Annotated in this window: 22 protein-coding genes; 16 read left to right on the top strand and 6 right to left on the bottom strand. The window is 38.5% G+C overall.

The features are described from left to right. Positions 1–141 precede the first annotated feature (141 nt). Entirely contained in the window at positions 142–642 is a 501-nt protein-coding gene (locus NSQ14_RS16405) for a hypothetical protein (RefSeq protein ID WP_346216598.1), read from the bottom strand. A gap of 516 nt (positions 643–1,158) precedes the next feature. Between NSQ14_RS16405 and NSQ14_RS16400 the strand changes: the two genes are divergently transcribed. Together NSQ14_RS16400 and proC are read left to right on the top strand one after the other, a co-directional pair. Then, on the top strand, positions 1,159–2,241 hold the full coding sequence (locus NSQ14_RS16400; RefSeq protein ID WP_328188564.1) for a DUF1611 domain-containing protein: 1,083 nt from the start codon (positions 1,159–1,161) through the stop codon (positions 2,239–2,241). Between the two features lie 577 nt (positions 2,242–2,818). Continuing rightward, the gene (gene proC, locus NSQ14_RS16395) at positions 2,819–3,625 is read left to right on the top strand and encodes a pyrroline-5-carboxylate reductase (RefSeq protein ID WP_326974222.1); all 807 of its coding nucleotides are present in this window, start codon (positions 2,819–2,821) and stop codon (positions 3,623–3,625) included. Positions 3,626–3,876: 251 nt separating this feature from the next. On the opposite strand, the gene NSQ14_RS16390 is transcribed toward proC, so the two are convergent. After that, positions 3,877–4,998: a M20 peptidase aminoacylase family protein gene (locus NSQ14_RS16390; protein ID WP_041845114.1), complete on the bottom strand. Its 1,122-nt coding sequence runs from the start codon at positions 4,996–4,998 to the stop codon at positions 3,877–3,879. A gap of 1 nt (position 4,999) precedes the next feature. Next, a complete protein-coding gene (locus NSQ14_RS16385) occupies positions 5,000–5,809 on the bottom strand; it encodes a MurR/RpiR family transcriptional regulator (protein ID WP_041845113.1) in 810 nt (269 codons plus the stop codon). Between the two features lie 138 nt (positions 5,810–5,947). On the opposite strand from NSQ14_RS16385, the gene NSQ14_RS16380 reads away from it, so the two are divergent. The 12 genes from NSQ14_RS16380 (at position 5,948) to rbsB (ending at position 19,281) form a co-directional block, all read left to right on the top strand. Next, positions 5,948–7,528: an ABC transporter substrate-binding protein gene (locus NSQ14_RS16380; RefSeq protein WP_041902019.1), complete on the top strand. Its 1,581-nt coding sequence runs from the start codon at positions 5,948–5,950 to the stop codon at positions 7,526–7,528. A 144-nt stretch (positions 7,529–7,672) separates the two neighbouring features. Further along, entirely contained in the window at positions 7,673–8,623 is a 951-nt protein-coding gene (locus tag NSQ14_RS16375; protein WP_328188572.1) for an ABC transporter permease, read from the top strand. Between the two features lie 20 nt (positions 8,624–8,643). Continuing rightward, positions 8,644–9,567, top strand: a complete 924-nt coding sequence (locus tag NSQ14_RS16370; RefSeq protein WP_346217129.1) for an ABC transporter permease — start codon at positions 8,644–8,646, stop codon at positions 9,565–9,567. A gap of 39 nt (positions 9,568–9,606) precedes the next feature. Continuing rightward, positions 9,607–10,623 (top strand): ABC transporter ATP-binding protein, encoded by a 1,017-nt coding sequence (locus NSQ14_RS16365; RefSeq protein ID WP_340499352.1) that lies wholly within the window; start codon positions 9,607–9,609, stop codon positions 10,621–10,623. Next, a complete protein-coding gene (locus NSQ14_RS16360; protein WP_041845110.1) occupies positions 10,604–11,602 on the top strand; it encodes an ABC transporter ATP-binding protein in 999 nt (332 codons plus the stop codon). The genes NSQ14_RS16365 and NSQ14_RS16360 overlap by 20 nt, the downstream gene beginning before the upstream one ends. A 174-nt stretch (positions 11,603–11,776) precedes the next feature. Beyond that, on the top strand, positions 11,777–12,886 hold the full coding sequence (locus tag NSQ14_RS16355; RefSeq protein ID WP_041902017.1) for a mandelate racemase/muconate lactonizing enzyme family protein: 1,110 nt from the start codon (positions 11,777–11,779) through the stop codon (positions 12,884–12,886). A gap of 603 nt (positions 12,887–13,489) precedes the next feature. After that, positions 13,490–14,458 (top strand): LacI family DNA-binding transcriptional regulator, encoded by a 969-nt coding sequence (locus tag NSQ14_RS16350; protein WP_041845108.1) that lies wholly within the window; start codon positions 13,490–13,492, stop codon positions 14,456–14,458. Between the two features lie 30 nt (positions 14,459–14,488). Beyond that, positions 14,489–15,364 (top strand): ribokinase, encoded by an 876-nt coding sequence (gene rbsK, locus NSQ14_RS16345; protein WP_346216597.1) that lies wholly within the window; start codon positions 14,489–14,491, stop codon positions 15,362–15,364. Positions 15,365–15,400: 36 nt separating this feature from the next. Then, positions 15,401–15,790, top strand: coding sequence for a D-ribose pyranase (gene rbsD / locus NSQ14_RS16340; protein WP_346216596.1), 390 nt, complete (start codon positions 15,401–15,403; stop codon positions 15,788–15,790). Between the two features lie 105 nt (positions 15,791–15,895). Continuing rightward, positions 15,896–17,368 carry a sugar ABC transporter ATP-binding protein gene (locus NSQ14_RS16335; protein WP_235819497.1) on the top strand — a complete coding sequence of 491 codons (1,473 nt, stop codon included), beginning with the start codon at positions 15,896–15,898 and terminating at the stop codon, positions 17,366–17,368. A gap of 1 nt (position 17,369) precedes the next feature. Next, positions 17,370–18,302, top strand: coding sequence for an ABC transporter permease subunit (locus NSQ14_RS16330; protein ID WP_095141943.1), 933 nt, complete (start codon positions 17,370–17,372; stop codon positions 18,300–18,302). A gap of 31 nt (positions 18,303–18,333) precedes the next feature. After that, positions 18,334–19,281, top strand: a complete 948-nt coding sequence (rbsB, locus tag NSQ14_RS16325; RefSeq protein WP_095141942.1) for a ribose ABC transporter substrate-binding protein RbsB — start codon at positions 18,334–18,336, stop codon at positions 19,279–19,281. A gap of 286 nt (positions 19,282–19,567) precedes the next feature. Here the strand turns inward: rbsB and NSQ14_RS16320 are convergent, their stop codons facing one another. The 3 genes from NSQ14_RS16320 to NSQ14_RS16310 all read right to left on the bottom strand — a co-directional run bounded on the left by NSQ14_RS16320 (position 19,568) and on the right by NSQ14_RS16310 (position 21,825). Beyond that, a complete protein-coding gene (locus NSQ14_RS16320) occupies positions 19,568–20,773 on the bottom strand; it encodes an aminotransferase (RefSeq protein WP_043988056.1) in 1,206 nt (401 codons plus the stop codon). Further along, on the bottom strand, positions 20,770–21,273 hold the full coding sequence (locus tag NSQ14_RS16315) for an Lrp/AsnC family transcriptional regulator (protein ID WP_041845102.1): 504 nt from the start codon (positions 21,271–21,273) through the stop codon (positions 20,770–20,772). Before NSQ14_RS16315 ends, NSQ14_RS16320 begins: the two co-directional genes overlap by 4 nt. A gap of 63 nt (positions 21,274–21,336) precedes the next feature. Next, positions 21,337–21,825, bottom strand: coding sequence for a GNAT family N-acetyltransferase (locus NSQ14_RS16310; protein WP_200890286.1), 489 nt, complete (start codon positions 21,823–21,825; stop codon positions 21,337–21,339). 354 nt (positions 21,826–22,179) lie between these two features. Between NSQ14_RS16310 and NSQ14_RS16305 the strand changes: the two genes are divergently transcribed. Continuing rightward, the gene (locus NSQ14_RS16305; RefSeq protein WP_041845101.1) at positions 22,180–22,959 is read left to right on the top strand and encodes an SDR family oxidoreductase; all 780 of its coding nucleotides are present in this window, start codon (positions 22,180–22,182) and stop codon (positions 22,957–22,959) included. A gap of 125 nt (positions 22,960–23,084) precedes the next feature. After that, on the top strand, positions 23,085–23,867 hold the full coding sequence (locus NSQ14_RS16300) for an enoyl-CoA hydratase/isomerase family protein (protein WP_227091512.1): 783 nt from the start codon (positions 23,085–23,087) through the stop codon (positions 23,865–23,867). Positions 23,868–23,889: the final 22 nt, after the last annotated feature.

Raw genomic sequence — 23,889 nt, 5'->3', positions numbered from 1 at the left:
GTAAATTTTTTTGGTACAAATAAAAAAGAGAGGAATTATTTCACCTCTTTGAAAAGTAATACGACAAGGACACTTTAGTTGCCGAAAACCTGCTGACCAAATTTTTAGTTTTTCCACGCCCAAAACTGTATTCTGCCTCCGTTAATCTCGTTTTAGTTTGAAGATTTCCAACTCATTTTGGGATGTTTTATGATAAGTGAAGTCAACGGTAGCCTTGATATCGGATATCTCTTCCTTTACAAAATTAAGTTCTCCATGCAACTTATGAACATCAATGGAAAGGGCATCCAGTTTGGCGTCGGTTTCATCCTGACGGTCACGAATAGCGCGAACGATTTGATTTGTTTCTGTCAATTGCGTTTGCATAAGCTTTTGTGATTCAATTGTTTCTGTCAATTGCGTTTGCATAAGCTTTTGTGATTCAATTGTTTCTGTCAATTGCGTTTGCATAAGCTTTTGCAATTCAATTGTTTCTGTCAATTGCGTTTGCATAAGCTTTTGTGATTCATTTGTTTCTGCTAATTGTACTTGCATAAGTTTTTGCATTTCCTTCGTGGATTTTACTTCCTCTTCAATGCTGTCGATTCGTTTATTCACACTTTTTAACTCTTCAAGGATTTGTTCAAGTATTTTTTCATTCATTTATACCATCTCCTTTTCATTAATTACGCAAACACAATCCGTCTCCGTATGGTTCATTATCTTCATCAAGAACCACTTTTGCCTATTCATCGTATGTTGAAATTATTTGCTATTTCTAGTTGTTGAATACTCATTCCTCGCTTATCACTCGTATTTTCCCCATATCCATGGCAACTTTCCTCTAGAGCATTATTAATTAAATACTAATTTCTTTTAAAATAGAAATCAATAAAAAACCTAAAAAAAAGTGTCGACTGTCTAAAATGGAAAATTTCTAACAAGACAAGTAGCCTTCCCATGTTTGAGAGTAAATCGTTTTACAATTTTCTTCGGTTTCATTTATAATAAATAATAGATTATGAAATTTATATCTTCAAGCAATTCTAAAAATCTTATATCGTAAGTGGGTAACATCTTTCGGTTTCGTAGTACTAGACAGCTGTCAATGACTATCTTAACTGTTTCGATGTTCTTTTTTTACTCTAAATTCAATATAACGCATTGGAGGGATATTGTATGAAAAAGAGGGCATTAGTTTATTGTGAACATCAATTCGGATCAATGGATGGTAAGACAGCAAACGGTTTAGTAAGGGAATCAGGAATTTATGAAATTATGGGCGTCATTGACAGTTCAAAGGCCGGTCTTGATGCAGGTGAAGTGTTGGACCAAAAAAAGAATGGCATTCCTATTTTTAAAAATTTATCCCATGCACTTAATCAACTTGGTGAAAAGCCGAAATACTTTATTTTTGGGATTGCACCGGCTGACGCATTTTTAAAAAAGCATGAGCGTGATGTGATTATTCAAGCGATCAAAGCGGGTATGAACATTATTAATCCGCTGCAGGAGTTTTTGACGGACGATCAAGAACTGATGGAATACGCAAAAACATATGGGATAGAAATTAAGGATATTCGGAAACCAAAACCGAAAAAGGAATGGAAAATTTTTTCGGGGCGAATTTTACATATCGATACGCCGATTATTACTGTACTTGGAACAGACGGTGCATGCGGCAAACGGACAACAGCGGTTGCTTTGGAAAAAGAACTGCAAAAACGAGGTTATAAAACGGCTTTTATTGCAACGGGACAAACCGGTCTTATTCAAGGTGCCAAATATGGGTTTGCCATGGATGCGTTTCCTCTCCAATATATGATTGGTGAACTGGAGAGCGAAATTGTTCGGGCGAATGAAACCGAACACCCCGATATTATTATTGTTGAAGGTCAAGGAGCGTTAAGTCACCCTGCTTATGCCAGTTCTGCAGGGATTTTAAAAGGCGCCAGACCTCAAGCGGTTATTTTGCAACATGCACCGAAGCGAAAAGTACTAGGGGACTTTCCTTTCTTCCCGGTTCCATCAGTTGAAAGTGAAATTCAGCTCATTGAACATTACGGAAAAACAAAAGTAATCGGTATTACACTCAATCATGAGGGAATGAACGATTTGGAAATTGAAAAGACGATTAAGGAGTACGAACTGAAGTATCAATTGCCGACAACGGATATTCTAAAGCAAGGAGCAGGAAAAATAACTGATCAAATCATTCAATTTTTCCCGTCATTGCAAGGGAAAAAGCTAAAGGGTGCATGATCTTATTTATGGCACCCTTTAAATATGAATAATCAATCGGTAAGTTCTTAGAACATTATACGAAGATTCGTTAACACTCGGTACGGTTGTATCCCACCTTAACGGGGAGTAAAACCCCCACTGATGGAAGTTTCACTTTATGCAAATTTTTTGGAAAGTTTCGTCAAAACAAGCCCTATTGTCGCTATAAACGGCAATTTTTGGTGAAGACCCCGCAAAAATCGTTACATTTGTTGAAAAAGCCCTCGTGCAAAAGTAGTCTGGCAGTTAAAGGCACACTTTAAAATTCCGATTTTTAGGTGCTAGTCTTTTTAGTTTTCGCCACAAAAAACCCATTTTTCTCAAACGTGTCTTATAAAAATTTTTCCATAAATCCTTCTTGCGTACTAGTCTTTAATATATTTTATAAATTTGCTATAATTTTACTATTATATAAAAGAGGGGTTTACTTGTTAATATTAAGGGGGTTTTATTATAAAAGTTAATGCATCAACAAAGTTCACTTGTTAATGAGCTTTTTGATTGTTAATTAAATACATACATTATCCGTAAACAAATAGGAAGGAAGAGTAAATTTATGAATCGGACAATTGGATTTATCGGTTGTGGTAATATTGCTAAAGCGATGATTGGTGGAATGATTAAGACAAAAAAAATTGACCCTAAACAAATCATTGTTTCTAACAGGTCGTTATCTAGTCTTCAGGAGATAGAACAAACTTACGGAATTCTTACAACGAGAGAGAATTTGGAAGTTGCGAGAAATGCCGATTTTCTCTTTTTAACGACTACATCAGGAATGTATGGAACGGTAATTGAAGAGATACGTGATGTTATTCGAGAAAATACGATTGTTATCCTTGTGGCAGTCGGTGAAACAATTGAAAAAAATGAAAAACGGTTAAATCGAGCCATTAAAATCATAAAAGCAATGCCAAACACACCATCCTTGGTGGGGCAAGGGATTACCGGAATCGCCGTAAACGACCTCGTAACTCCGGAAGATTTGGAGGAAATTAAAGCACTATTCGAATGTTTTGGCCGTGTGGAGTTTGTCGATGAGTCTATCATGGATGTCGTTACCGCAATTGGTGGTTCATCACCGGCTTTTACATATATGTATATTGAAGCAATGGCAGATGGGGCGGTTATGTATGGTATGTCTCGCAAACAAGCATATGTGTTTGCCGCACAGGCTGTTTTGGGTGCAGCAAAAATGCTACTTGAAACCGGAATGCATCCGGGTACATTAAAAGACAGTGTATGCTCACCCGGAGGAACAACCATTGAATCTGTTGCTCTCCTAGAAGACAAAGGATTTCGTTCGGCTGTTATTGAAGCCATTAAAGCGAACATGGAAAAGGCAAAGAAGATTCACGGGTAACACCAATTTTTGACAGTTTTTAGTACAGGAAACAATTTTGTGCTTTTCGTCTCACCACTAGGTTGAAAAATGGAGAAAGGGAACTTAGCTTTTAAATCTGCATGCTTAGTGATATGCAAAAGATGATAAGTAAAAGAAAAGCGTAGAGGGGGACTCTGCGCTTTTCTTACAGGGCTTTGGATTTGTATTATTGTCCAGCTCCGAGCGCCAGCGACTAGCAAACTTTGCTAAGCGGGGGTTCTGCGCTTTTCTTATAATCCATACGTTTTGATGATGGCGCGAAATAATATATTTACACCAATCAGCAAAGCTTCTTCATTCAAGGTCATTAACGGGTGATGTAATCCGGGCCTTAAATCACAACCTAAGCCCAGCATCGTTGCTTTTAAAGTTGGCTTTTTGATTGAATAAAAATGAAAATCGTCTCCACCCGGTGTAAGGATGGAAGGTTTCATATTATTTTCACCAACCGTTTCAATGATCGCTTTTTTCATAATTGAAATGGCTGTATCATTCAAAACTGCCGCAGGAACGTAATCTTCGTGCGTTAGTTCAATGGTGACTCCATATAAATTGGCAATCGTTGACAGTATTTCTTGAACTTTTTTATCTAAAGTATTCATCAGCTTATTATTCTGTGCGCGAAGGTCCAATCCAAATGAAGCATTCCCGGGAATAATATTCAAACTTTTCCCCCCGGCCTGAAACTTTGTCATTTTTACTGAGTGTGGGACGGTGGGGTCTAAATGAATTTGGTTAAGTAGATTAACGATTTGTGCGCCAACTTCTATTGCGTTTATGTTTAAATGCGGTCTTGCCCCGTGAGCGTCTTCCCCATTAATAACCCCTTCATAATTTTTTGCCGCGCCATGAATAATGACAGGGGCGGCAACTCCCATAGGTGTTTCATGATAAGGTCTCACATGGATCCCGTATAAATAATCGAGATTGTCAATGACATGGTTTTGGATCATCATTAATGCACCATCACCTGTTTCCTCTGCAGGTTGAAAAATAAATTTGATAGCAACTTTGTCATGCAATAATTTCTCTTCAGCCAGTTTCCACAATACACCGAGGATAATTGCAGTATGGGCATCATGTCCGCAAGAGTGATTTGGTTTAAATTTCCCCTCTACTTCCTGCCATAAAGCATCAATATCTGCACGGAGTCCAACAACCGGGCGCTTCCCATCAAAATTCCCGAATTCTCCAATCACACCGGTATGATTTTTAAACGTTATAACTTTGGAACAGTATTCCTTCAATTTTTCTTTTATGTAGGCGGTAGTCTTAAATTCATGCCAGCTAATTTCGGGATGGTTATGCAAGTATCGATAGGTATCGATTACTTCTTGTTCAATTGCTCGCATTTTATTTCCCCTCCTTTATCACAAAATGATAAGAATCAAAATTAGGATCTTCCGGTTTCACTTTATCTGATACTTCATAAAGGATCATGTTTGCAATGGATAATGCCACCATGCCAATCCGAAAAAAAGAAAAACGGTTTCCTAAATTTATAACAATAACCGTATCGGCAAACTCGGTTATTGGGGATACAGCAGAATCTGTAACCACTATGACATGGAGCCCCCTTTCCTTTGCACTTTTCGCCAAATTGATGGGGTCGGTGGCGTAGCGAAAAAAGGAAAACACGACAAGACATGACCTTTCAGGGGAATTAATAATAATTCTTGAATCCGTTTCAGGACGATACAAAACGGTGTTACCCAAAATATAGTTTAAGTGGTAATAAAGCCAGTAAGCATAAGTGAAAGATTGATAATAACCGGCGATAATGATTTTATTACTTTCCATAATAATAGCTACTGCTTCTTTAATTTTTTCGTAGTTTATTTTAAGTAAATTATTTTTTACCAAATTTATATCATTGTTTAAATTTTCGTAGCAGTCATTTATGTTGTTATGATCATCATAATAAAAATCTACATTGATAAGGTCATTACGAATTTCTTCTTGCAAATTGCTAAACTCATATCCGATCGCCTTACAAAAACGGATGACCATCGTTTCACTAACCCCAATAATTTCTCCAATCTTTTTTGCAGGATGGATGGCAAAAATAATAGGATCATTGAGCAAAATTCCTGCAACTTTCTTTAACCCTTTAGTGAGGGAAGGAAAAGATTTTTCTGTTTCCAAAATGTATTTTTTTTGCATTTTGTCACCTTCTTTAAAGTATTCACAATATTAACTGTTGAAATAAAGTATTTCCTTTATTATAATATAAAAAAATTAGGATTATTTACAATAAGTTTTATTCAATTTTAACTTTTACATACAAAGGGGGAAATGTAAATGAAAAGGAAGAAAGGGTTGTTTCGTATTTTTGTAGTTTTATTGGCGGTTTTCTTACTGGTGGGATGTAATTCGAAAGAGAGCAATTCCAAATCAGAATCGAGCTCTGATACAGACGTCAAAAAACAAACAGGGGGAACATTAAATATTGCTTATCCTACACAACCTCAGTCATTGGACCCTCATTCAACAACAGCTGAAGCAACACGCGACATGGCGAAATTGATTTATGAGTCGCTATTGACTTTGGATGAAAATTACAAAGTTATACCACAATTGGCAGAGACGTATACCGCTAGTGATGATCATAAAACTTACACTTTTAAATTGAGAAAAGGTGTTAAGTTCCACAATGGCAAAGAAATGAAAGCAGAGGACGTTGCGGCTTCAATGACAAAATGGGGCCAAGATGCGCCGGAAATGGGAGAGCATACATGGACGGTCATTGATGATTATACGGTTGAACTAAAATTGCAAGCACCCTCCTCGCTTGTACCTTATTTTATTGCCGATCTTGCTAGATTGGCCGCTATTATGCCAAAGGAAATTGCAGAAAAAGCTGGACCAACAGGAGCAGGAGAGTATATTGGAACCGGTCCGTTCAAATTCATTGAATGGAAACAAGATGAATTAGCCGCCTTTGAAAAGTTTAAAGATTATGTACCGAGTTCTGAACCTTCAAGCGGACTGGGAGGTAAAAAAGAGGCTTTGGTCGATAAAATCAATTGGTATTTTGTTCCTGATCCGTCTACCAGGGTGAATGGTTTACTTAGCGGTCAATATGATTATGCACATTATCTATCCTATGACTCTGTGCCTCAGGTAAAAAACACACCGGGATTTAAAGTCGATATTTGGCCGTACGGGAATGAGATTCTTGTATTTAACAAAAAGTCAGGCTTATTCACAGATGTACGAGCTCGACAAGCGGTTAATTTTGCATTGGACATGGATGCTGTTCTACGCTCAGCTTTTGCCGAAAAAGATTTTTATGAATTGGATAACAGTTTGTTCCTAGATACCCAAGTTGATTGGTATACAGACGCCGGTAAAGAGTACTATAATCAAAAAGATTTGAACAAGGCGAAACAGTTGCTCAAGGAAGTTGGGTATAATGGCGAAGAGATTATCATTTTAACCAGCCGTGATTATGAACATCATTATAATGCAGCAGTTGCAACCCAACAAGAATTAGAAAAGATTGGAATGAAAGTAAAACTTGATGTATATGATTGGCCAACATTGCTTGAAAGAAGGAACAACCCGGAGTTATATGACATTTTCTTTACCGGCTATTCGACTACGATGACTCCACACCAGTATACATTCCTTGATTCAAGAGCCGAGTGGCCGGGGTGGACGAACAATCCTAAAATTGATCAACTCCTTGATGATATCCAAGCAGCACCTACAATTGAGGAAGCTAAAGAGCACTATGCAGAGTTACAAAAAACGATGTGGGAGGATCTTCCGGTTATTAATCTTGGAAGAAATTCAAGAGTGTCGGCATATTCAGAAAAGGTTCAAGGCTTTACTCAAATGTTAGGTCCTAACTTCTGGAATGTCAGTGTAAATAAATAACGAATTAGTGCACCCAGTAAATGCCCGTTACCATATATTGGTAAAACGGAAAATAAATTATTTGAAATTAACTTATCCCCTATATTTCTATCAATATAGGGGAAACAAAATTTTTATACGACTTTTGAAAAAGGTGGGAGATATTTGAAGGCGTATATATTAAAGCGATTTATATCCATGATTCCTGTTCTTTTGATTGTTGCTACTATCGTATTTTTCCTTATCCACTTAATTCCGGGAGATCCTGCCGCAGTTATTTTGGGACCTGAAGCGACACCGGAAGAAGTGGAAAAACTTAGAGAAGAACTAGGATTAAACTTACCCTTATATAGTCAGTTTTTTTATTGGCTAATCGGAATTTTCCAAGGTGATCTTGGTGATTCAATATATATGAACAAACCTGTGTTGCAAGCTTTTGTCGAACATATTGGACCAACCCTATCTCTTGCCCTGCTTGCACAAGCAATTTCTATTATTATTGCAATTCCTATAGGAGTGTTAGCTGCTAAAAAACAAGGGACATTTGTCGACCATCTATTTATGCTGATTGCCATGTTTGGAATGTCACTACCAAGTTTCTTGTTTGGACTGTTATTAATGCTCGTTTTCGGTGTGCATTTACAATGGCTTCCTGCCGCCGGTTACCAGCCACTCGGTGCCGGAATATGGGAACATCTGAAATATATGATTTTACCGGCATTTGCACTTGGAATGATACAAGCGGCGGTAATTGCACGAATGACGAGGTCTTCCATGCTGGATATTTTAAGTATGACTTATATCAAAGCTGCTAAAGCCAAAGGGCTTAAAGAGCGAGTTGTCATTTACAAGCACGCTTTTCGAAACGCTTTTATTCCAATTTTAACGATTTTGGGTGAAACATTTGGTTCCCTAATTACGGGAGCAGTAGTTACTGAGACCGTGTTCAACTTACCGGGAATCGGTCAATTAGTCGTGAATTCCATTGTTAGAAGAGATTATGCTGTTATTCAAGGAACGATCCTGATCATGGCGACTACTTACCTTGTTCTGAATTTAATTATTGATCTTTTGTATGGCGTTGTCGATCCGAGAGTCAGGTTAAATCGTAAATAAAGGGGGAACGGACCATGGAAATGAAACCTTCAATTCAAATGGAACCAAAGATAGACTACAACCATTTTACTTCCATTCGCAATCAACTGAAAAAAGAACAGCGCTCCTTGTTTATCAAACGCTTTTTGTCAAATCGTTCGGTTGTTATTGGTGGTAGTATTTTACTGGTCCTTATCATTTTTGCAATCGTAGGTCCGATGGTGAGTAAGTATACCCCATTAGAGATTGATCCTGTTAACCGACTTCAGGGTCCTAGTGCTGAACATTGGTTTGGAACTGATAATTTTGGAAGGGATTTGTTCAGTCGTATAGCCCATGGAGCTCAAGTTTCATTGGGCGTTGGTCTATCTGTTGCATTTTTGACAGCGGTTATTGGTCTATTCGTTGGCTTGTATGCTGCCTATTATTCTATTCTTGATCATATTTTTATGCGGATTTGTGATGCGTTAATGGCCTTTCCCGATATTTTGTTAGCCGTGGCGATTATGGCTGTTCTAGGACCCAGACCGGTCAATGTCATTATTGCAGTAACGATTGTAAAAATTCCGGTTGTAGCGAGAATTGTGCGTTCTAGTGCCTTGGTTGTAAAAGAACAAACATATATTGAGGCGATGAAAGCACTGGGCGCGAGTTCATGGAGAATCATTTGGTTCCACACTGTCCCGAATGCACTGTCACCAATGATCGTTCAAGTTACATATATATTTGCCATTGCCATCATCCTTGAAGCTTCTTTAAGTTTTTTAGGAGTGGGTATACCTGCTCCCAACCCGAGTTGGGGTAATATTTTATATGATGGAAAAACGGTAATCTATTCAGCATGGTGGATGACTGTTTTTCCAGGTCTGTTTATCATTCTGGCCGTACTTGGATTGAATATCTTTGGCGACGGGTTGCGTGATTTATTAGATCCGAAAAGTCATAAAGCAATAAATAAACAATAATTTCGTTTATATTGATTTAACTTGATTTTAAGGGGTGAGATGGTGGGAGAGCATTTATTAGAAGTAAAAAATTTAAAGACGACGTTTTTAACAGAAATGGGTTCGGTTGTAGCAGTTGATGGGATGAGCCTGCATGTCGATTACGGTGAAACTTTAGGCCTTGTAGGTGAATCCGGTTGTGGAAAAAGTGTTACGGCAGAATCGATCATGCGCCTTTTAGATGAGCGGACAACAAAATATGAAGGCGAGATCCTTTTGAAAGGTCAAGATTTACTTTCTCTACCTAAAAAGAAAATGGTTGATATTCGGGGAAATGAAATCGCAATGATATTTCAAGATGCAATGACTTCTCTAAATCCCGTCTATACAATCGGAAATCAAATTGTCGAGACGATTTTAACTCACCAAAAGGTATCAAAAAAGGAGGTATATGAAAAAGCGATAGAAATGTTGCGGTTAACAGGAATTCCTTCACCGGAAAAAAGAATACTTGAATACCCTCACGAAATATCTGGTGGAATGAGACAAAGGGTAATGATTGCAATGGCCCTATCATGTAAACCAAGCCTGTTAATTGCAGATGAACCGACAACAGCACTAGATGTAACTATACAAGCACAAATTTTGGATGTCATCAATGAATTGAAAAAGGAATTGAACATGGGGGTTATTATGATTACCCATGATTTAGGTGTTGTGGCGGAGGTTTGTACCAGAGTTGCTGTCATGTATCTGGGGCAAGTGATTGAGGAAGCACCGGTGGACAACATATTTACAAATTCACTTCATCCATATACCAAAGGATTATTAAAGTCCATACCTAAAATCGATGGTGACCGTAATAAAAAGCTCTTTACGATTGAGGGGATTGTTCCTTCCCTCCACAATATTCCAAAAGGTTGCCGATTTGCACCCAGATGCCCGTTTGCGGATGAACAGTGCAGGACACAATCTCCCGTATTAAAGGAAACAGGTGGGGGACATAAAGTGAGATGTTGGCATTATGAAAAAATCGGGCAAATGGAGGAGAAGATAGATGTCACAGCAACAAGCTGAAAAGGAAGCACGGAAACAGTCCGCACCCATCTTGCAAGTAAAAAATTTAAAAAAATATTATCCAATCACCTCACCTTTTGGCAAAACAAAAGATTTTGTTAAGGCAGTTGAACAGGTAACCTTTGATTTGACTGAAAAAGAGACTATCGGTCTTGTCGGTGAGTCGGGATGTGGCAAAAGTACGACGGGAAGGACTATTTTACGGTTGACGGAGCCAACAGAAGGGGCTGCGATATATAAAGGGAGAGATTTATTTACGTTAAAGCAAAAAGAAATGAAAAAAGTAAGAAAAGAAATTCAAATGGTCTTCCAAGATCCGCATTCATCACTTAATCCAAAAAAGCGGATTGGTGAAATAATAGAAGAATCTATGAAAATACATCGAATCGGAAATAAGGCGGAACGAATTGAGAAGGCAATGTATTTATTAAGAAGGACAGGAATCAGGGAGGATCAATATTATAAGTTTCCTCACGAGTTTTCCGGTGGACAGAGACAAAGAATTGGAATTGCCCGTGCGTTGGCAGTAAACCCATCTGTTTTTATACTTGATGAACCGGTTTCTGCATTAGATGTATCAATTCAGTCGCAAGTGATTAATTTGTTGGAAGAACTTCAGGATGAATTCAAGTTGGCTTATTTATTTATCTCCCACGATTTAAGTGTAGTCCGGCATATTTCTGATCAAATCGGTGTTATGTATTTAGGTCATCTTGTTGAAAAGGCTTCAACTGATGAGTTATTTGAGAATCCGCTTCATCCGTATACAAAGGCTTTACTGTCTTCCATCCCAATTCCGGATACAAGGGTAAGAAGGGAGCGAATTATTTTGAAAGGCGATGTTCCTTCTCCAATCAACCCACCATCCGGATGTGTTTTTCACACAAGGTGTCCGTTTGTCATAGAAAAATGTAAGAAGGAAAAGCCAATATATAAAGAAAGCACCAACGGTCATCTTGTCGCATGTCATTTATATTAAGAGTTCATGTTGAAAGATTGGCGAGAAAGTATTATTTCTAGAAAGAAAGTTTAACCAATGATGTAAGTCTATTGGATGGAGAAATTCGTTTACCTTCAGATTTTAAAATGATAGGAACATATCCTCCTAAACCATCATTATCATTCTCAAATTTACTAAAGGGGATGTTGACTATTGAAGATTAAAAAAATTGAGGTGTATGCAATTAAACTGCCATTAATTGAGCCGTTTGTCATTAGCTATGCCCGGTATGATACAATGCCTTCCATTATAACGAAAATCACTACGGATGACGGAATTGTCGGGTATGGTGAAGGAGTTCCGGATGAACATGTTACGGGTGAAACTTGGGAAAGTACGTATCATGTGCTAAAATCCAAAATTGCCCCGGAATTAATCGGTCAAAACCCAATGGACATCGAATATATCCATGAAATTATGGACAAAACGATGTATGGGATTCCTACTGCCAAGGCGGCAATTGATATCGCCTGTTATGATATTGCCGGGAAAAAACTCGGTGTTCCAGTCTATACTTTGTTGGGTGGGCGTTACCATCAAAATTTTTCGCTCACAAAAGTTCTTAGTATCGATTCACCAAAAAGGATGGCAGATGAAGCAGAAAAATATTTGAATGAAGGATATACCTCATTTAAATTAAAAGTTGGAACAGATCCAATGGAAGATGTTAAGCGGATTAGAGCAGTCAGAGAACGAGTCGGGGAAGAAGTGTCGATACGAATTGACGTTAACCAAGGATGGAAAACAAGTGCTGCAACTTTGAAAGTTTTGCGGATGCTTGAGGATATGTTTTTGGAATGGATTGAGCAACCTGTCGTAGCAGATAATATTGACGGGATGGCTGAAATCAAATCAAAAACCACCGTCCCCCTAATGATAGACGAAGGATTGCACGGACCTAAGACGATGCGGGAAATTATTGCAAAACGTGCTGCTGATAAAGTCAATATTAAATTAATGAAATGCGGGGGTATCTATCCGGCGCTTAAGTTGGCACATATGGCTGAAATGGCGCCCATAGAGTGCCAAGTAGGTTCGATGGTTGAATCATCTGTGGCCTCTGCAGCCGGGTTGCATCTTGCCTTTTCAAAAAAAATTATCACAAGTATGGAATTGACAGGCCCATTAAAGTTTTCAAAAGACATTGGAAACTTAAAATATGATGTCCCCTATGTAAAGCTTCCCAATAAACCGGGACTCGGTGTGGATGTGGATGAAATGACCTTAAAAGAATTAACATTGGTTTCAGATCAAATTGTTTGAGCGGAAAGGATATCAAGACCATCCTTAAAGAAAGAGTATCCAATTGTGGGTGCTCTTTTTATAATTACTATGTTATAAACAAAATTGGAAAAAATTTTGGGCCTCCATGATAGCAATGCAAAAGTCTCTTTTATCTTCTATGAATATATGTTAAATTTCTAAATATATAAAGTGTTTTAGGACGGTGTAATGGTGAAAATACTGAAATTATTAGTTGATATCTTTTATTACTATTATCGGAAGTATTATAGTCATATTAAAAACTAACTTTCTTTTTACAATGTGAAGTTCCTATTCGTTTAAAACAATAACTCCTGGCATTTTAATATTCCCAAGCATTTATGTTAGGATTATGAAAAGATGGATTGATTTCCACTAGGATAGTAGGAAATAGTTTTGCAAATCACTATCTATTAAATTGGAAAAATCAGGATTTTAATTCGAACTTGACAACCTATGCTGAATAAATTATTATAATGATGTAACCGTTTTCCTACCTGATTGTAAAATAATTTATGATATAGAGTTATAATTGTGTAAAGTGTGGAACCGGTTACACACAAAGATTAGTATATTTGAGTTTTTAGAAGGTTGGTAAGGAAGATGGCGACTATTCGAGATGTGGCAAGCTTGGCTGGTGTATCTGTTGCAACAGTATCCAGAGTTTTAAATAATAATGGCTATGTTCACGAAGATACGAGGAAAAAGGTTGTTCAGGCAATTAATAAACTGGATTATAAACCGAATGCAGTTGCTCGGAGTCTGTATAAAAAAACATCAAAATCTATCGGGTTCATCATCCCCGATATAACCAACCCATTCTTTCCGCAGTTGGTTCGGGCTGTTGAAAGTTTCTTTGTTGAAGAGGGATATACAATTTTGTTATTTAATAGTGATGAAGAATTGGAACATGAACTGAAAATACTTGAAATCATGGAATCAAAGTATGTCGATGGGATATTGATTGTTTCCAATACAATAGGGAAAGACCAATTAGAGCGCCTTTCGATTCCGGTCGTTGCAATCGACCGGGTGATTGATGAAACAATTCCCACTGTGTCGATTGATAACTATCACGGTGCGAGAGAGGCTGTTCGATTATTATTAAAAAAGGGCTGTAGAAATATTGCACACATTAGGGGACCGGAAAATGTTTACACAGCAGAAGAACGATTAAAAGGATATTTAGATGAAATGAAGGCTCATGGCTTGCCAACCTATGTCTATGCTGGAAATTACGAGTTAAAGATATCTATGTTAACCACGATGAAGCTATTATCTGAAAATTCTGGTATTGATGGAATATTTGCCGGTAATGATGTAATGGCGGTTGGAGCAATTAAGGCTGCCTCAAAACTAGGTATTACTATTCCAAAAGAATTGAAAATTATCGGGTTTGATGGAATCGAGTTGGCAGAAGCGATTACACCGGAATTGACCACGATGGAACAGCCAATTCTCAAACTTGGAAGAAAGAGTGGCGAGCTTTTACTCAAACTGATTCAGGGAGAACCATTAAATACGCAACATGTAACCTATCATGCAAAACTGGTTGAACGAAATTCCACATGAATAATGTGTTCTTTGAAAGGAGTGGTATAGGTGATTACCATTGTTGGTAGTTTGAATATTGACCTAATAACAAAAGTCGGGCGCTATCCGAAACTTGGAGAAACATTATTAGGTAGCAGATTTCAGACAAAATTTGGAGGGAAAGGTGCTAATCAGGCTGTAGCGGTGAGTAAACTGGGTGGAGAGGTTCAAATGATAGGCTGTGTCGGCTCGGATTCGTATGGCAATGATTATCGAACATATTTACAAAAAGAAGGGATTTCTATCGATAATGTGGAACCGGTTACACATACATCCACAGGAACAGCAACCATCATTGTAGCTGAAGGGGACAACTCCATCATTGTGGTTCCCGGTGCAAATTTTGCCTTAACACCGGAAATGATTGAATCAAAGAAGGACGCCATTGCAAAGAGTGAAGTTGTCGTTCTTCAACTCGAAATACCGATGGAGACTGTTGAAAAAGTATTGGAAATAGCTAAGGAAAATAATGTAACAACAATCTTGAATCCGGCTCCATTTCAGTCGATTCCTTCTCATTGGTGGGAAATGATTACCTATATCACACCAAATGAACATGAAGCCGCCCAATTAATGAAAGATGTTCACTTTAAAGAAGCGTATAAAGAAAAAATGATTATGACAAATGGTAGTAAGGGAGTTTTATACTATCGGAATGGAAAAGAATATAAAATTTCTGCTCCGAAAGTTCAAGTGGTCGATACGACTGGAGCGGGCGATACCTTTAACGGCGCTTTTGCTTATTTTTTACATGAAGGATCTAACTTGGAAGAAACATGTAAATTTGCGACATCGGCAGCAAGTCTCTCAGTAACCAAATTTGGGGCTCAAGGCGGGATGCCGACATTAGAAGAATTGCAGAAATTTATGAATGGACAGCATTAATGGAATGCAACTCAAATGTGCCAAGGAGGAAATACGATGAAAAAGAATGGCATTTTAAACAGTGAAATAACAAAGGTATTAGCGGACTTGGGACATACCGATACAATTGTGATAGCAGATTGCGGTCTTCCTATCCCGCCATCTGTAAAAAAAGTCGATTTGGCTTTAGCATTTGGGAATCCCTCCTTTTTAGATATATTGAACTTGCTTAAAGATGAAATGGTTATTGAAAAAGTGACAATCGCAACTGAAATGGAAGAAAAAAACAAAATGCTTTATAAAGAAATTACTGAAAGCTTTCCTGCAATCGAGAAAGTGAGTCATGAAAAATTTAAAGAAAAGACGAAGCAAGCAATGGCAATTATTCGGACAGGAGAAGCTACTCCTTATGCAAATATTATACTGCATGCAGGTGTCCTATTTTAATAGATTCCTAACGAATGAATAGCGGGCAATTTTTATATTTCAAGATTCGATCTGAAAAGGATTGAGGTGAAGAACATGGTGAGTGAAAGAGTACCTATTATAGAAATGAACGATATCTATAAGTCGTTCTATCATGTGCGTGTTTTATCGGGTGTCTCATTCAATCTATTCCCTGGTGAAATTCATGCGTTGATGGGAGAAAATGGTGCCGGCAAATCAACATTGATCAAAATCTTGACCGGAATTTATAAAAAAGACAAAGGAAGTATTTTTTATAAAGGAAGTGAAACCGTATTCAAAGGGCCAAAGGAAGCTGAGCGAGCGGGAATTTCCATCATCCATCAAGAGCTTAATATAATTCCGGATTTAACGGTTACAGATAATTTTTTTCTTGGTAAAGAAAAAACTTATAAAAGAACGCCTTTTATTAAGACAAAAGAAATGATTGCAAAAACGGAAGAAACACTGAAATCACTAGGTATTCAATTGGATCCAAACAAATTAATGGCCGAATGCTCAGTAGGAGAGCAGCAAATGGTGGAAATTGCCAGAGCTGTTTCTGAAAAAAGTGAAGTACTAATCATGGATGAACCTACCGCTGCATTGACTGAACGCGAAATTAAGACATTATTTAAAGTCATGGATCAATTAAGAAATCAAGGAGTGGCCATAATCTATATTTCCCATCGAATGGAAGAAATTTTCCAAATGTGTGATCGGATTACTGTTTTACGGGATGGCAAATCCATTGGGACCAAACAAGTAAAAGAAACAAACTTTGAAGAAATCGTCAAAATGATGGTCGGCCGAGAACTTGGTGAGCGATTCCCGGATAGAACAGTAACTCCCGGAGAGGTTTGCTTCAAGGTGGAAAATCTCAATGTCGATGAACGTATAAAAAACATTAACTTTGAAGTAAGACGAGGAGAAATCCTTGGTGTTGCAGGATTAATGGGTGCAGGTAGAACTGAGATTATGGAAGGAATATTTGGCGCCCGGAAAGGTGTGAAAGGAACCTTATATATTGATGGAAAAAAGCAATCGGTTAAAGGTCCAAGGGAATCTATCAAGCATGGCATCGGGTTTGTCACGGAAGACAGGAAGGGAGACGGACTTGTTTTAGAGCTATCCGTTAAAGAAAATGTTATTTTACCAAACTTTTCCCGTGTTTCATCAAAAGGCTTTTTACAAAAAAAACGAGAAGAGTCCTTTGTCGACGAATTAATTAAGAAACTAAGCATCAAAACAGCCGGTCGTGATCAAATTGTAAAATCATTGAGTGGTGGAAATCAGCAAAAAGTAGTCGTTGGAAAATGGCTCGGGATTGAACCAAAAGTATTGATTTTAGACGAACCGACAAGAGGTGTTGATGTAGGCGCAAAAAAGGAAATCTATGAAATTATGAACGAATTAACAGAACATGGAGTAGCTATCATCATGGTCTCATCCGAGCTACCGGAAATTCTGGGCATGTCCGACCGGATCATGGTTATCCACGAAGGAAAAATTACCGCAATCATAGACCGTAAAGAAGCTACCCAAGAAAAAATTATGGTAGCTGCGACAGGGGGGAATTAACATGGCGATAAAAAATGTAATAAAAAAACTGGGATCCGTATTGGGACTGATTGTTATAGTGGTTACCCTTGCTATCTTAAGTCCAACTTTTTTAACGCTAGATAATATCTTCAATGTGTTACGACAAGTTTCCATCAATGCCCTAATCGCTTTCGGGATGACCTTTGTCATCTTAACCGGTGGGATTGACTTGTCGGTAGGTTCCATTTTAGCACTGGCTTCTGCGTTAACAGCCGGATTCATGGTTGGTGGTATGGATCCGATATTGGCGATGTTCATCGGTGTTATTTTAGGTGCAATTATGGGTGCACTCAATGGATTTGCCATCTCCAAGGGAAAGGTAGCTCCCTTTATTGCAACATTAGCAACAATGACCATTTTTCGAGGGCTGACATTGGTTTATACAAATGGAAAACCAATCACCGGTTTATCCGATGCGGTAACTTTTCAAATGATGGGTAAAGGGTACTTTTTCGGTATTCCATTCCCAGTTATCATTATGATTATTTCCTTTTTCATTCTATATATCATTTTACGTAAAACAACATTTGGAAGAGGAGTATATGCTATTGGTGGAAATGAAGAGGCCTCCAGATTATCTGGGTTAAAGGTTGACGGTATTAAAATTGGAGTTTATACCATTTCCGGCGCAATGGCGGCACTTGCAGGAATGATCTTAACTTCCCGATTGAACTCTGCCCAACCTACAGCAGGGACAGCTTATGAAATGGATGCGATTGCAGCGGTTGTTCTTGGTGGAACAAGTTTATCAGGTGGTCGCGGAAGAATTATTGGGACATTAATTGGTGCCTTAATTATCGGTGTTTTAAACAATGGATTAAATTTATTAGGTGTTTCATCCTTTTATCAACAAGTGGTTAAAGGCGGAGTAATCTTACTTGCGGTTTTACTCGATCGCAAAAAGTCCGCTTAATAAAAAATAAAAATTTTAGGGGGAATTTGTTGTGAAGAAAAAAGTATGGAAGTTTCTTAGTTTATTTCTAGTTGTGATTTTGTTGGGTGCATGTTCTTTAAATTCTCCGGAGAAAAGTGATGAGTCATCAGGCAGTAACAAAGGGAACGGTGGAGAGAAAGCAACAAAAACGATTGGTTTGTCTATCTCTACATTAAACAATCCTTTCTTCGTTACATTGCGTGATGGTGCAGAAGCAAAGGCAAAGGAATTAGGGCTGGAGATTACAACAGCAGATGCACAAGATGACCCGGCAAAACAAGTTAGTGATATTGAAGATTTGATTCAGCAAGGGGTTGATATATTAATCGTTAACCCAACCGATTCCGCAGCGATTGTATCAGCAATTGAGTCTGCAAACAATGCAAATATCCCGGTCATTACTGTAGATAGAAGTGCAGAAGGAGGAGAAGTAGTTGCCCATATTGCTTCTGATAACGTCGCAGGGGGAAAAATGGCTGCAGAACTAATTATTGAGAAATTAGGAGGATCGGGTAAAGTCGTTGAATTAGAAGGAGTTCCCGGATCATCTGCTGCCCGTGAACGCGGACAAGGATTTGATGAAGCAATTAAAGGTGCAAGTGGAATTGAACTAGTTGCCAAACAAACAGCAAACTTTGACCGGGCAGAGGGACTATCTGTTATGGAAAACATTATTCAAAGTACACCAGAAATTCAAGCTGTCTTTGCCCAAAATGATGAAATGGCACTAGGAGCATTGGAAGCCCTTCAAGCAGCTGGAAAGACTGATGTGTTAGTTGTTGGCTTTGATGCTACAGATGATGCCGTTGCTGCTGTTAAAGAAGGTCGAATGCTGGCAACTGTCGCACAAAAGCCGGAAGAAATCGGAGCAAAAGGTGTTGAAACTGCCCAAAAAGTTCTAAAAGGTGAAAGTGTCGATGAATTTATTCCGGTTGACTTAGAATTGATAAAAAAATAAGCAATTATAGCCTGCACATTTAATAAATAGACAAAAATCATAGACAAAAGGGTTATCCCGGTGAAAAGCTCGAAACATCCTAAAACATTTAGTTACTTCTTTTTAGTAGCTTAAATGATTTTTAGATGTGAAGAGACTTTCAGGGATACCCCTTTTTATTTCTGTAAAAAAATTGATACGAGTTTTTACAAGCGAACTCGTCATTCACAGACCATAAAACGGTAGTTCTATTTACGAGCTAACTCGGCGTTCACGGACTGCAGTATCATTCCGCGACTAATTCTATTTACAAGCTAACTTGATGCTCACAGACTTTCGGGCTGGCTCCAAGGGACTGTAAAAACTTCTCAATCCGGCGAATGGCTTCCTGCAATTGTTGCAGCGAGGTGGCATAAGAACAGCGAATATAACCTTCGCCACTTTCTCCAAAAGCATTCCCCGGAACAACGGCAACTCGTTCTTTCATCAATAATTGTTCAGCAAACTGTTCCGATGTTAGCCCGGTATTTTGAATCGAAGGAAACACGTAGAAAGCCCCACCCGGTAGATGACAATTTAAGCCAATCTGGTTCAATGCTTCAACAATATAATTTCTTCTCCGCCGGTAACTTTTTCGCATTTCTTCCACTTGATCGGCCCCGTTCCGTAATGCTTCAATGGCACCGTGTTGCAGCATATGTGGTGCACACATCGTTGTATATTGATGGATTTTTAGCATGACCTCAATAATCGGCTGTGGTGCACAAACATAACCAAGGCGCCACCCGGTCATCGCAAAAGCTTTTGAAAAACCGTTGATGACGATGGTTCTTTCATACATACCGGGTAAGGTGGCGATACTGTCATAGTCCTCATCATAAGTCAACTCTGCATAGATTTCATCCGAAACAACAATCAAGTTATGCTTCTTCACTACTTCCGCAATAGCCGATAAATCTTGTTTATTTAAAAAAGCACCCGTCGGATTATTTGGTGAACATAATAAAATCGCTTTTGTCCTGGCAGTAATGGCTTTTTCTATTTGTTCTGCCGTCACTTTAAAGCCGTTCTCTGCCCAAGTGGATACGGGGATCGGTTTTCCTCCTGCCATGGTGACTAAGGCAGCATAGGATACAAATGCCGGTTCAATAATCAACACTTCTTCACCGGGATTTAATAAGGAACGGAAAGCTGTATCCAATGCTTGACTAGCCCCGATTGTTACGATAATTTGATTTTCCGGTTGATAGGAAAGATGATATTTCCGTTCCATATAATTGGCTATTTCCTCCCGTAACTCAAGAAGCCCGGGATTGGCTGTATAAGAAGTAAACCCGTCCTCTATTGAAGCAATAGCCATATCACGGATTGCCCAAGGTGTGACAAAATCCGGTTCCCCGACACCTAAAGAAATTACATTTTCCATTTTTGAAGCTACATCAAAAAACCTGCGAATCCCGGACGGCTTTAATTCGACAGCTTGTGTTGCTAAAAATTGATTATAATCAATCATGGAGCTACCACCATTCTGCGGTCTTGATCGTCTTTTCCTTCAATAATCACGCCGTCATGTTTATATTTTTTTAACATAAAATGGGTGGTAGTCGAGATGACGTTTTCGACTGTCGATAATTTATCCGACACGAACATAGCAATTTCTTTCATTGTTTTTCCTTCAACCGTAACCGACAAATCGTAGGCACCGGACATTAAATACAGGGAAGTGACTTCCGGGAACCGATAGATCTTTTCAGCCACTTCATCAAAGCCAACTCCCCGTTTTGGCGTTACTTTGACGTCGATCATAGCCACGACATTTTCTTTTCCGTCAACCTTGCTCCAATCGATTAGAGCCGGATAACTAACGATAATATTTTCATCTTCTAATTTTTTGATTAGTTCTGCTACCTTGTCTTCACTTAATTGTACTTGCATGGCGATTGATTTTACCGATTGCCGATGATTTTCTTCCAATATCGCCAATATTTCAAGTTCTTCATTTGTCAGTTTCATGATGTGCCTCCTCTAGTTTTTACACAAAAATTATGTTTGATGAACTGGTCAGCCAAAATTACTTTATTTCACTCGCCCCATAATAAAAATATCTTGATATTCACCACGGGAAAAATGAGCTTTTTTCAGTCTTCCTTCGATTTCAAATCCGAATTTTTTATATAAGTGGATTGCAGATTCATTATCGACAACGACATCAAGTTCAAGCCTGATTAATCCTAAATCATGGTCTGCAAGATGAAGTAAAGTATTTAACAGCGAGCTGCCAATTCCTTTGTTTTGAAAATCACCATGTACCATCAAAACAAGCCTTCCCGTATGACGTAATTTTCCGCTGTTTACAAAAAGAGCTCCCATTCCGACCACAGTACTTCCGGTTACTGCCACAAAAACATGATCATCCGGTCCGAGCCGATTAAAAAATTCTTCTGTCCTTTCGATTCGTTCGGAGGGTAAGCCTAAGGTATTCTCTGTAACAGCCGGTTGTCGACGAATATCATTAAGGCCGGAAATATCTTCTTTACGAATCGGCCGAATTTGGATTTCTTTCAATGGACCGCCTCCTGACAAAGATTCAATCATTACTCAAATGCAAAGATTTTTGGTAAGCTAAGAGTAATATGTATCAACTTCCAGCTTGAAAGTCTGGATACTGAAACATTCTAATCATTTGAAGCCCTTCTAATTTTATAGTAATTTTATCAAATATAATAACCTTTGAAAATAGTCCGACTTCGATTTTCGGAAATTATTTCATAGGCAACACGTGAAATCCCTTGCTTTATTAACCTTTCACTCAAACGGAAATATTTACCAGTAAAGAAATTCCCTGTAAGACTTTCTGGATACTGGCAAAATTTAATTACAAAAAATATTCGTTTTGCAAAAAATAAGGAGGTACTTTCTATGGATCATAAAGTTGCCTTAATTACTGGGGGAGCAACCGGAATCGGAAAACAAACAGCGATTCAATTAGCTGAAAAAGGCTGTAATGTGGTAATTAACTACCGAAACAGTGCCTTGGAAGCCGAGACCCTTGCCAACGAGCTAAACCGGAGATATAATACGAAAAATATTGCAGTACAAGGAGATGTTGCAAACTCCTCCGATTGTGAGCGTATGGTAAGTAAGGCGATGGAGGTTTTTCAAAAAATTGATATTCTTGTACATAATGCCGGGCCGTATATTCAAGAAAGAAAGCCACTTACAGAGTATGGGATGGACGAGTGGAATTATTTGTTACAAGGAAATTTAACCAGTGCTTTTTATTTGGCAAAACTGGTCATTCCGTCGATGCGAAAACAAAAATGGGGACGAATTATCACCATGGGTTTTGATCGGGTAGAAACGGCACCGGGTTGGATATACCGTTCCGCATTCGCTGCCGCAAAAACGGGGCTCGCATCACTAACACGAACGATTGCAATAGAAGAAGCGAAAAACGGGATTACAGCAAACATGGTTTCACCGGGTGATATTAAAAGCGAGTGGAAGGAAAAAACAATTGCCGATGCCGTTTCGTATATGAAATCCGCCCCCGAAAGAAGAAGGGAAGGGACCGGAGAAGATATTGCCAGAACAATTGCTTTTCTTGCGGATGAAAAGTCTGATTTGATTACCGGCTGTATTTTATCTGCTACAGGCGGTATGGATGTTTTGGGAAAAGTATTTCGGGAAAATGACTAGAGGAAATTTTAAGCAGGAATGAGTGTTCCGGGAAAATGATTTCAGGAAAATTTTGCAGGAATGGGTCTTTCAAGAAAATGACTAGAGGAAAGTTTTACAGGAACGAGTATATCTAGGAGGTAAACATGGCGAAACAAGTTTTTATGGAAGTCAAAGACAATATTGCAACTATTTTTATTAACCGGCCGGAAAAAAGAAATGCGCTATCGTTCGAAATGTGGGAGAGCCTGAATGAATATGTTGAACATTGCCATGAGGACCGTGCAGTTAAAGTTATTGTCTTTCGCAGTACGACTGAGGAAGCTTTTTCGGCAGGTGCAGATATCAGCGAATTTCGAACAAGGCGATCGACAGCTGAAGAAATTATCACCTATAGTAAAGTGATGGCTGATCTCGAGGAAAAAATCGCAAAAGGGCCAAAGCCGGTAATTGCCATGATTCAAGGATTTTGTGTTGGAGGCGGTTGCGAATTGGCGGTGGCATGCGACTTTCGATTTTCCGACTCCACCGGGAAATTTGCGATTACCCCGGCAAAACTTGGGATTATTTATAATACGAAAGCAACCAAGCACTTAGTTGACTTGGTTGGTCAGGCAAATGCGAAAGATATTTTATATACCGGGCGGATTTTTAACGCTGAAGAAGCACTCAGGATGGGGCTTATTGATCGAATCTACGAGCCGGATCAGTTGGAAAAGGAAACATATGCTTATGCGAAAATGATATGTGAAAACTCACAAATGACTGTTCGAGGTGCGAAGAAAATCATTAATCACGTTCTGCATGGCGGAGAAGATGATAATGACGAAATTTTACAGGAAATTTTAGAATCCGTTACATCGGAGGATTATAAAGAAGGTGTCGACGCCTTTTTAAGTAAAAGGAAAGCAAAATTTACATATTCGTAAAAACGAAAGAGTGAACTTCAAT

The organism is Caldifermentibacillus hisashii (genome assembly GCF_039654145.1).
GTDB lineage: Bacteria > Bacillota > Bacilli > Bacillales > Caldibacillaceae > Caldifermentibacillus > Caldifermentibacillus hisashii.
This window is presented reverse-complemented; position numbering and strand designations above follow the sequence as displayed.

What these genes read in the sequence shown, in the direction of transcription:
- rbsD (WP_346216596.1), top strand. Translation starts at nt 15,401, where the DNA reads ATGAAAAAGAATGGCATTTTAAACAGTGAAATAACAAAGGTATTAGCG.
- NSQ14_RS16335 (WP_235819497.1), top strand. Translation starts at nt 15,896, where the DNA reads ATGAACGATATCTATAAGTCGTTCTATCATGTGCGTGTTTTATCGGGT.
- NSQ14_RS16350 (WP_041845108.1), top strand. Translation starts at nt 13,490, where the DNA reads ATGGCGACTATTCGAGATGTGGCAAGCTTGGCTGGTGTATCTGTTGCA.
- NSQ14_RS16305 (WP_041845101.1), top strand. Translation starts at nt 22,180, where the DNA reads ATGGATCATAAAGTTGCCTTAATTACTGGGGGAGCAACCGGAATCGGA.
- NSQ14_RS16300 (WP_227091512.1), top strand. Translation starts at nt 23,085, where the DNA reads ATGGCGAAACAAGTTTTTATGGAAGTCAAAGACAATATTGCAACTATT.
- NSQ14_RS16365 (WP_340499352.1), top strand. Translation starts at nt 9,607, where the DNA reads ATGGTGGGAGAGCATTTATTAGAAGTAAAAAATTTAAAGACGACGTTT.
- proC (WP_326974222.1), top strand. Translation starts at nt 2,819, where the DNA reads ATGAATCGGACAATTGGATTTATCGGTTGTGGTAATATTGCTAAAGCG.
- NSQ14_RS16370 (WP_346217129.1), top strand. Translation starts at nt 8,644, where the DNA reads ATGAAACCTTCAATTCAAATGGAACCAAAGATAGACTACAACCATTTT.
- NSQ14_RS16385 (WP_041845113.1), bottom strand. Translation starts at nt 5,809, where the DNA reads ATGCAAAAAAAATACATTTTGGAAACAGAAAAATCTTTTCCTTCCCTC.
- NSQ14_RS16315 (WP_041845102.1), bottom strand. Translation starts at nt 21,273, where the DNA reads ATGAAACTGACAAATGAAGAACTTGAAATATTGGCGATATTGGAAGAA.
- NSQ14_RS16380 (WP_041902019.1), top strand. Translation starts at nt 5,948, where the DNA reads ATGAAAAGGAAGAAAGGGTTGTTTCGTATTTTTGTAGTTTTATTGGCG.
- NSQ14_RS16405 (WP_346216598.1), bottom strand. Translation starts at nt 642, where the DNA reads ATGAATGAAAAAATACTTGAACAAATCCTTGAAGAGTTAAAAAGTGTG.
- NSQ14_RS16320 (WP_043988056.1), bottom strand. Translation starts at nt 20,773, where the DNA reads ATGATTGATTATAATCAATTTTTAGCAACACAAGCTGTCGAATTAAAG.
- NSQ14_RS16330 (WP_095141943.1), top strand. Translation starts at nt 17,370, where the DNA reads ATGGCGATAAAAAATGTAATAAAAAAACTGGGATCCGTATTGGGACTG.
- NSQ14_RS16390 (WP_041845114.1), bottom strand. Translation starts at nt 4,998, where the DNA reads ATGCGAGCAATTGAACAAGAAGTAATCGATACCTATCGATACTTGCAT.
- NSQ14_RS16400 (WP_328188564.1), top strand. Translation starts at nt 1,159, where the DNA reads ATGAAAAAGAGGGCATTAGTTTATTGTGAACATCAATTCGGATCAATG.
- NSQ14_RS16360 (WP_041845110.1), top strand. Translation starts at nt 10,604, where the DNA reads ATGTCACAGCAACAAGCTGAAAAGGAAGCACGGAAACAGTCCGCACCC.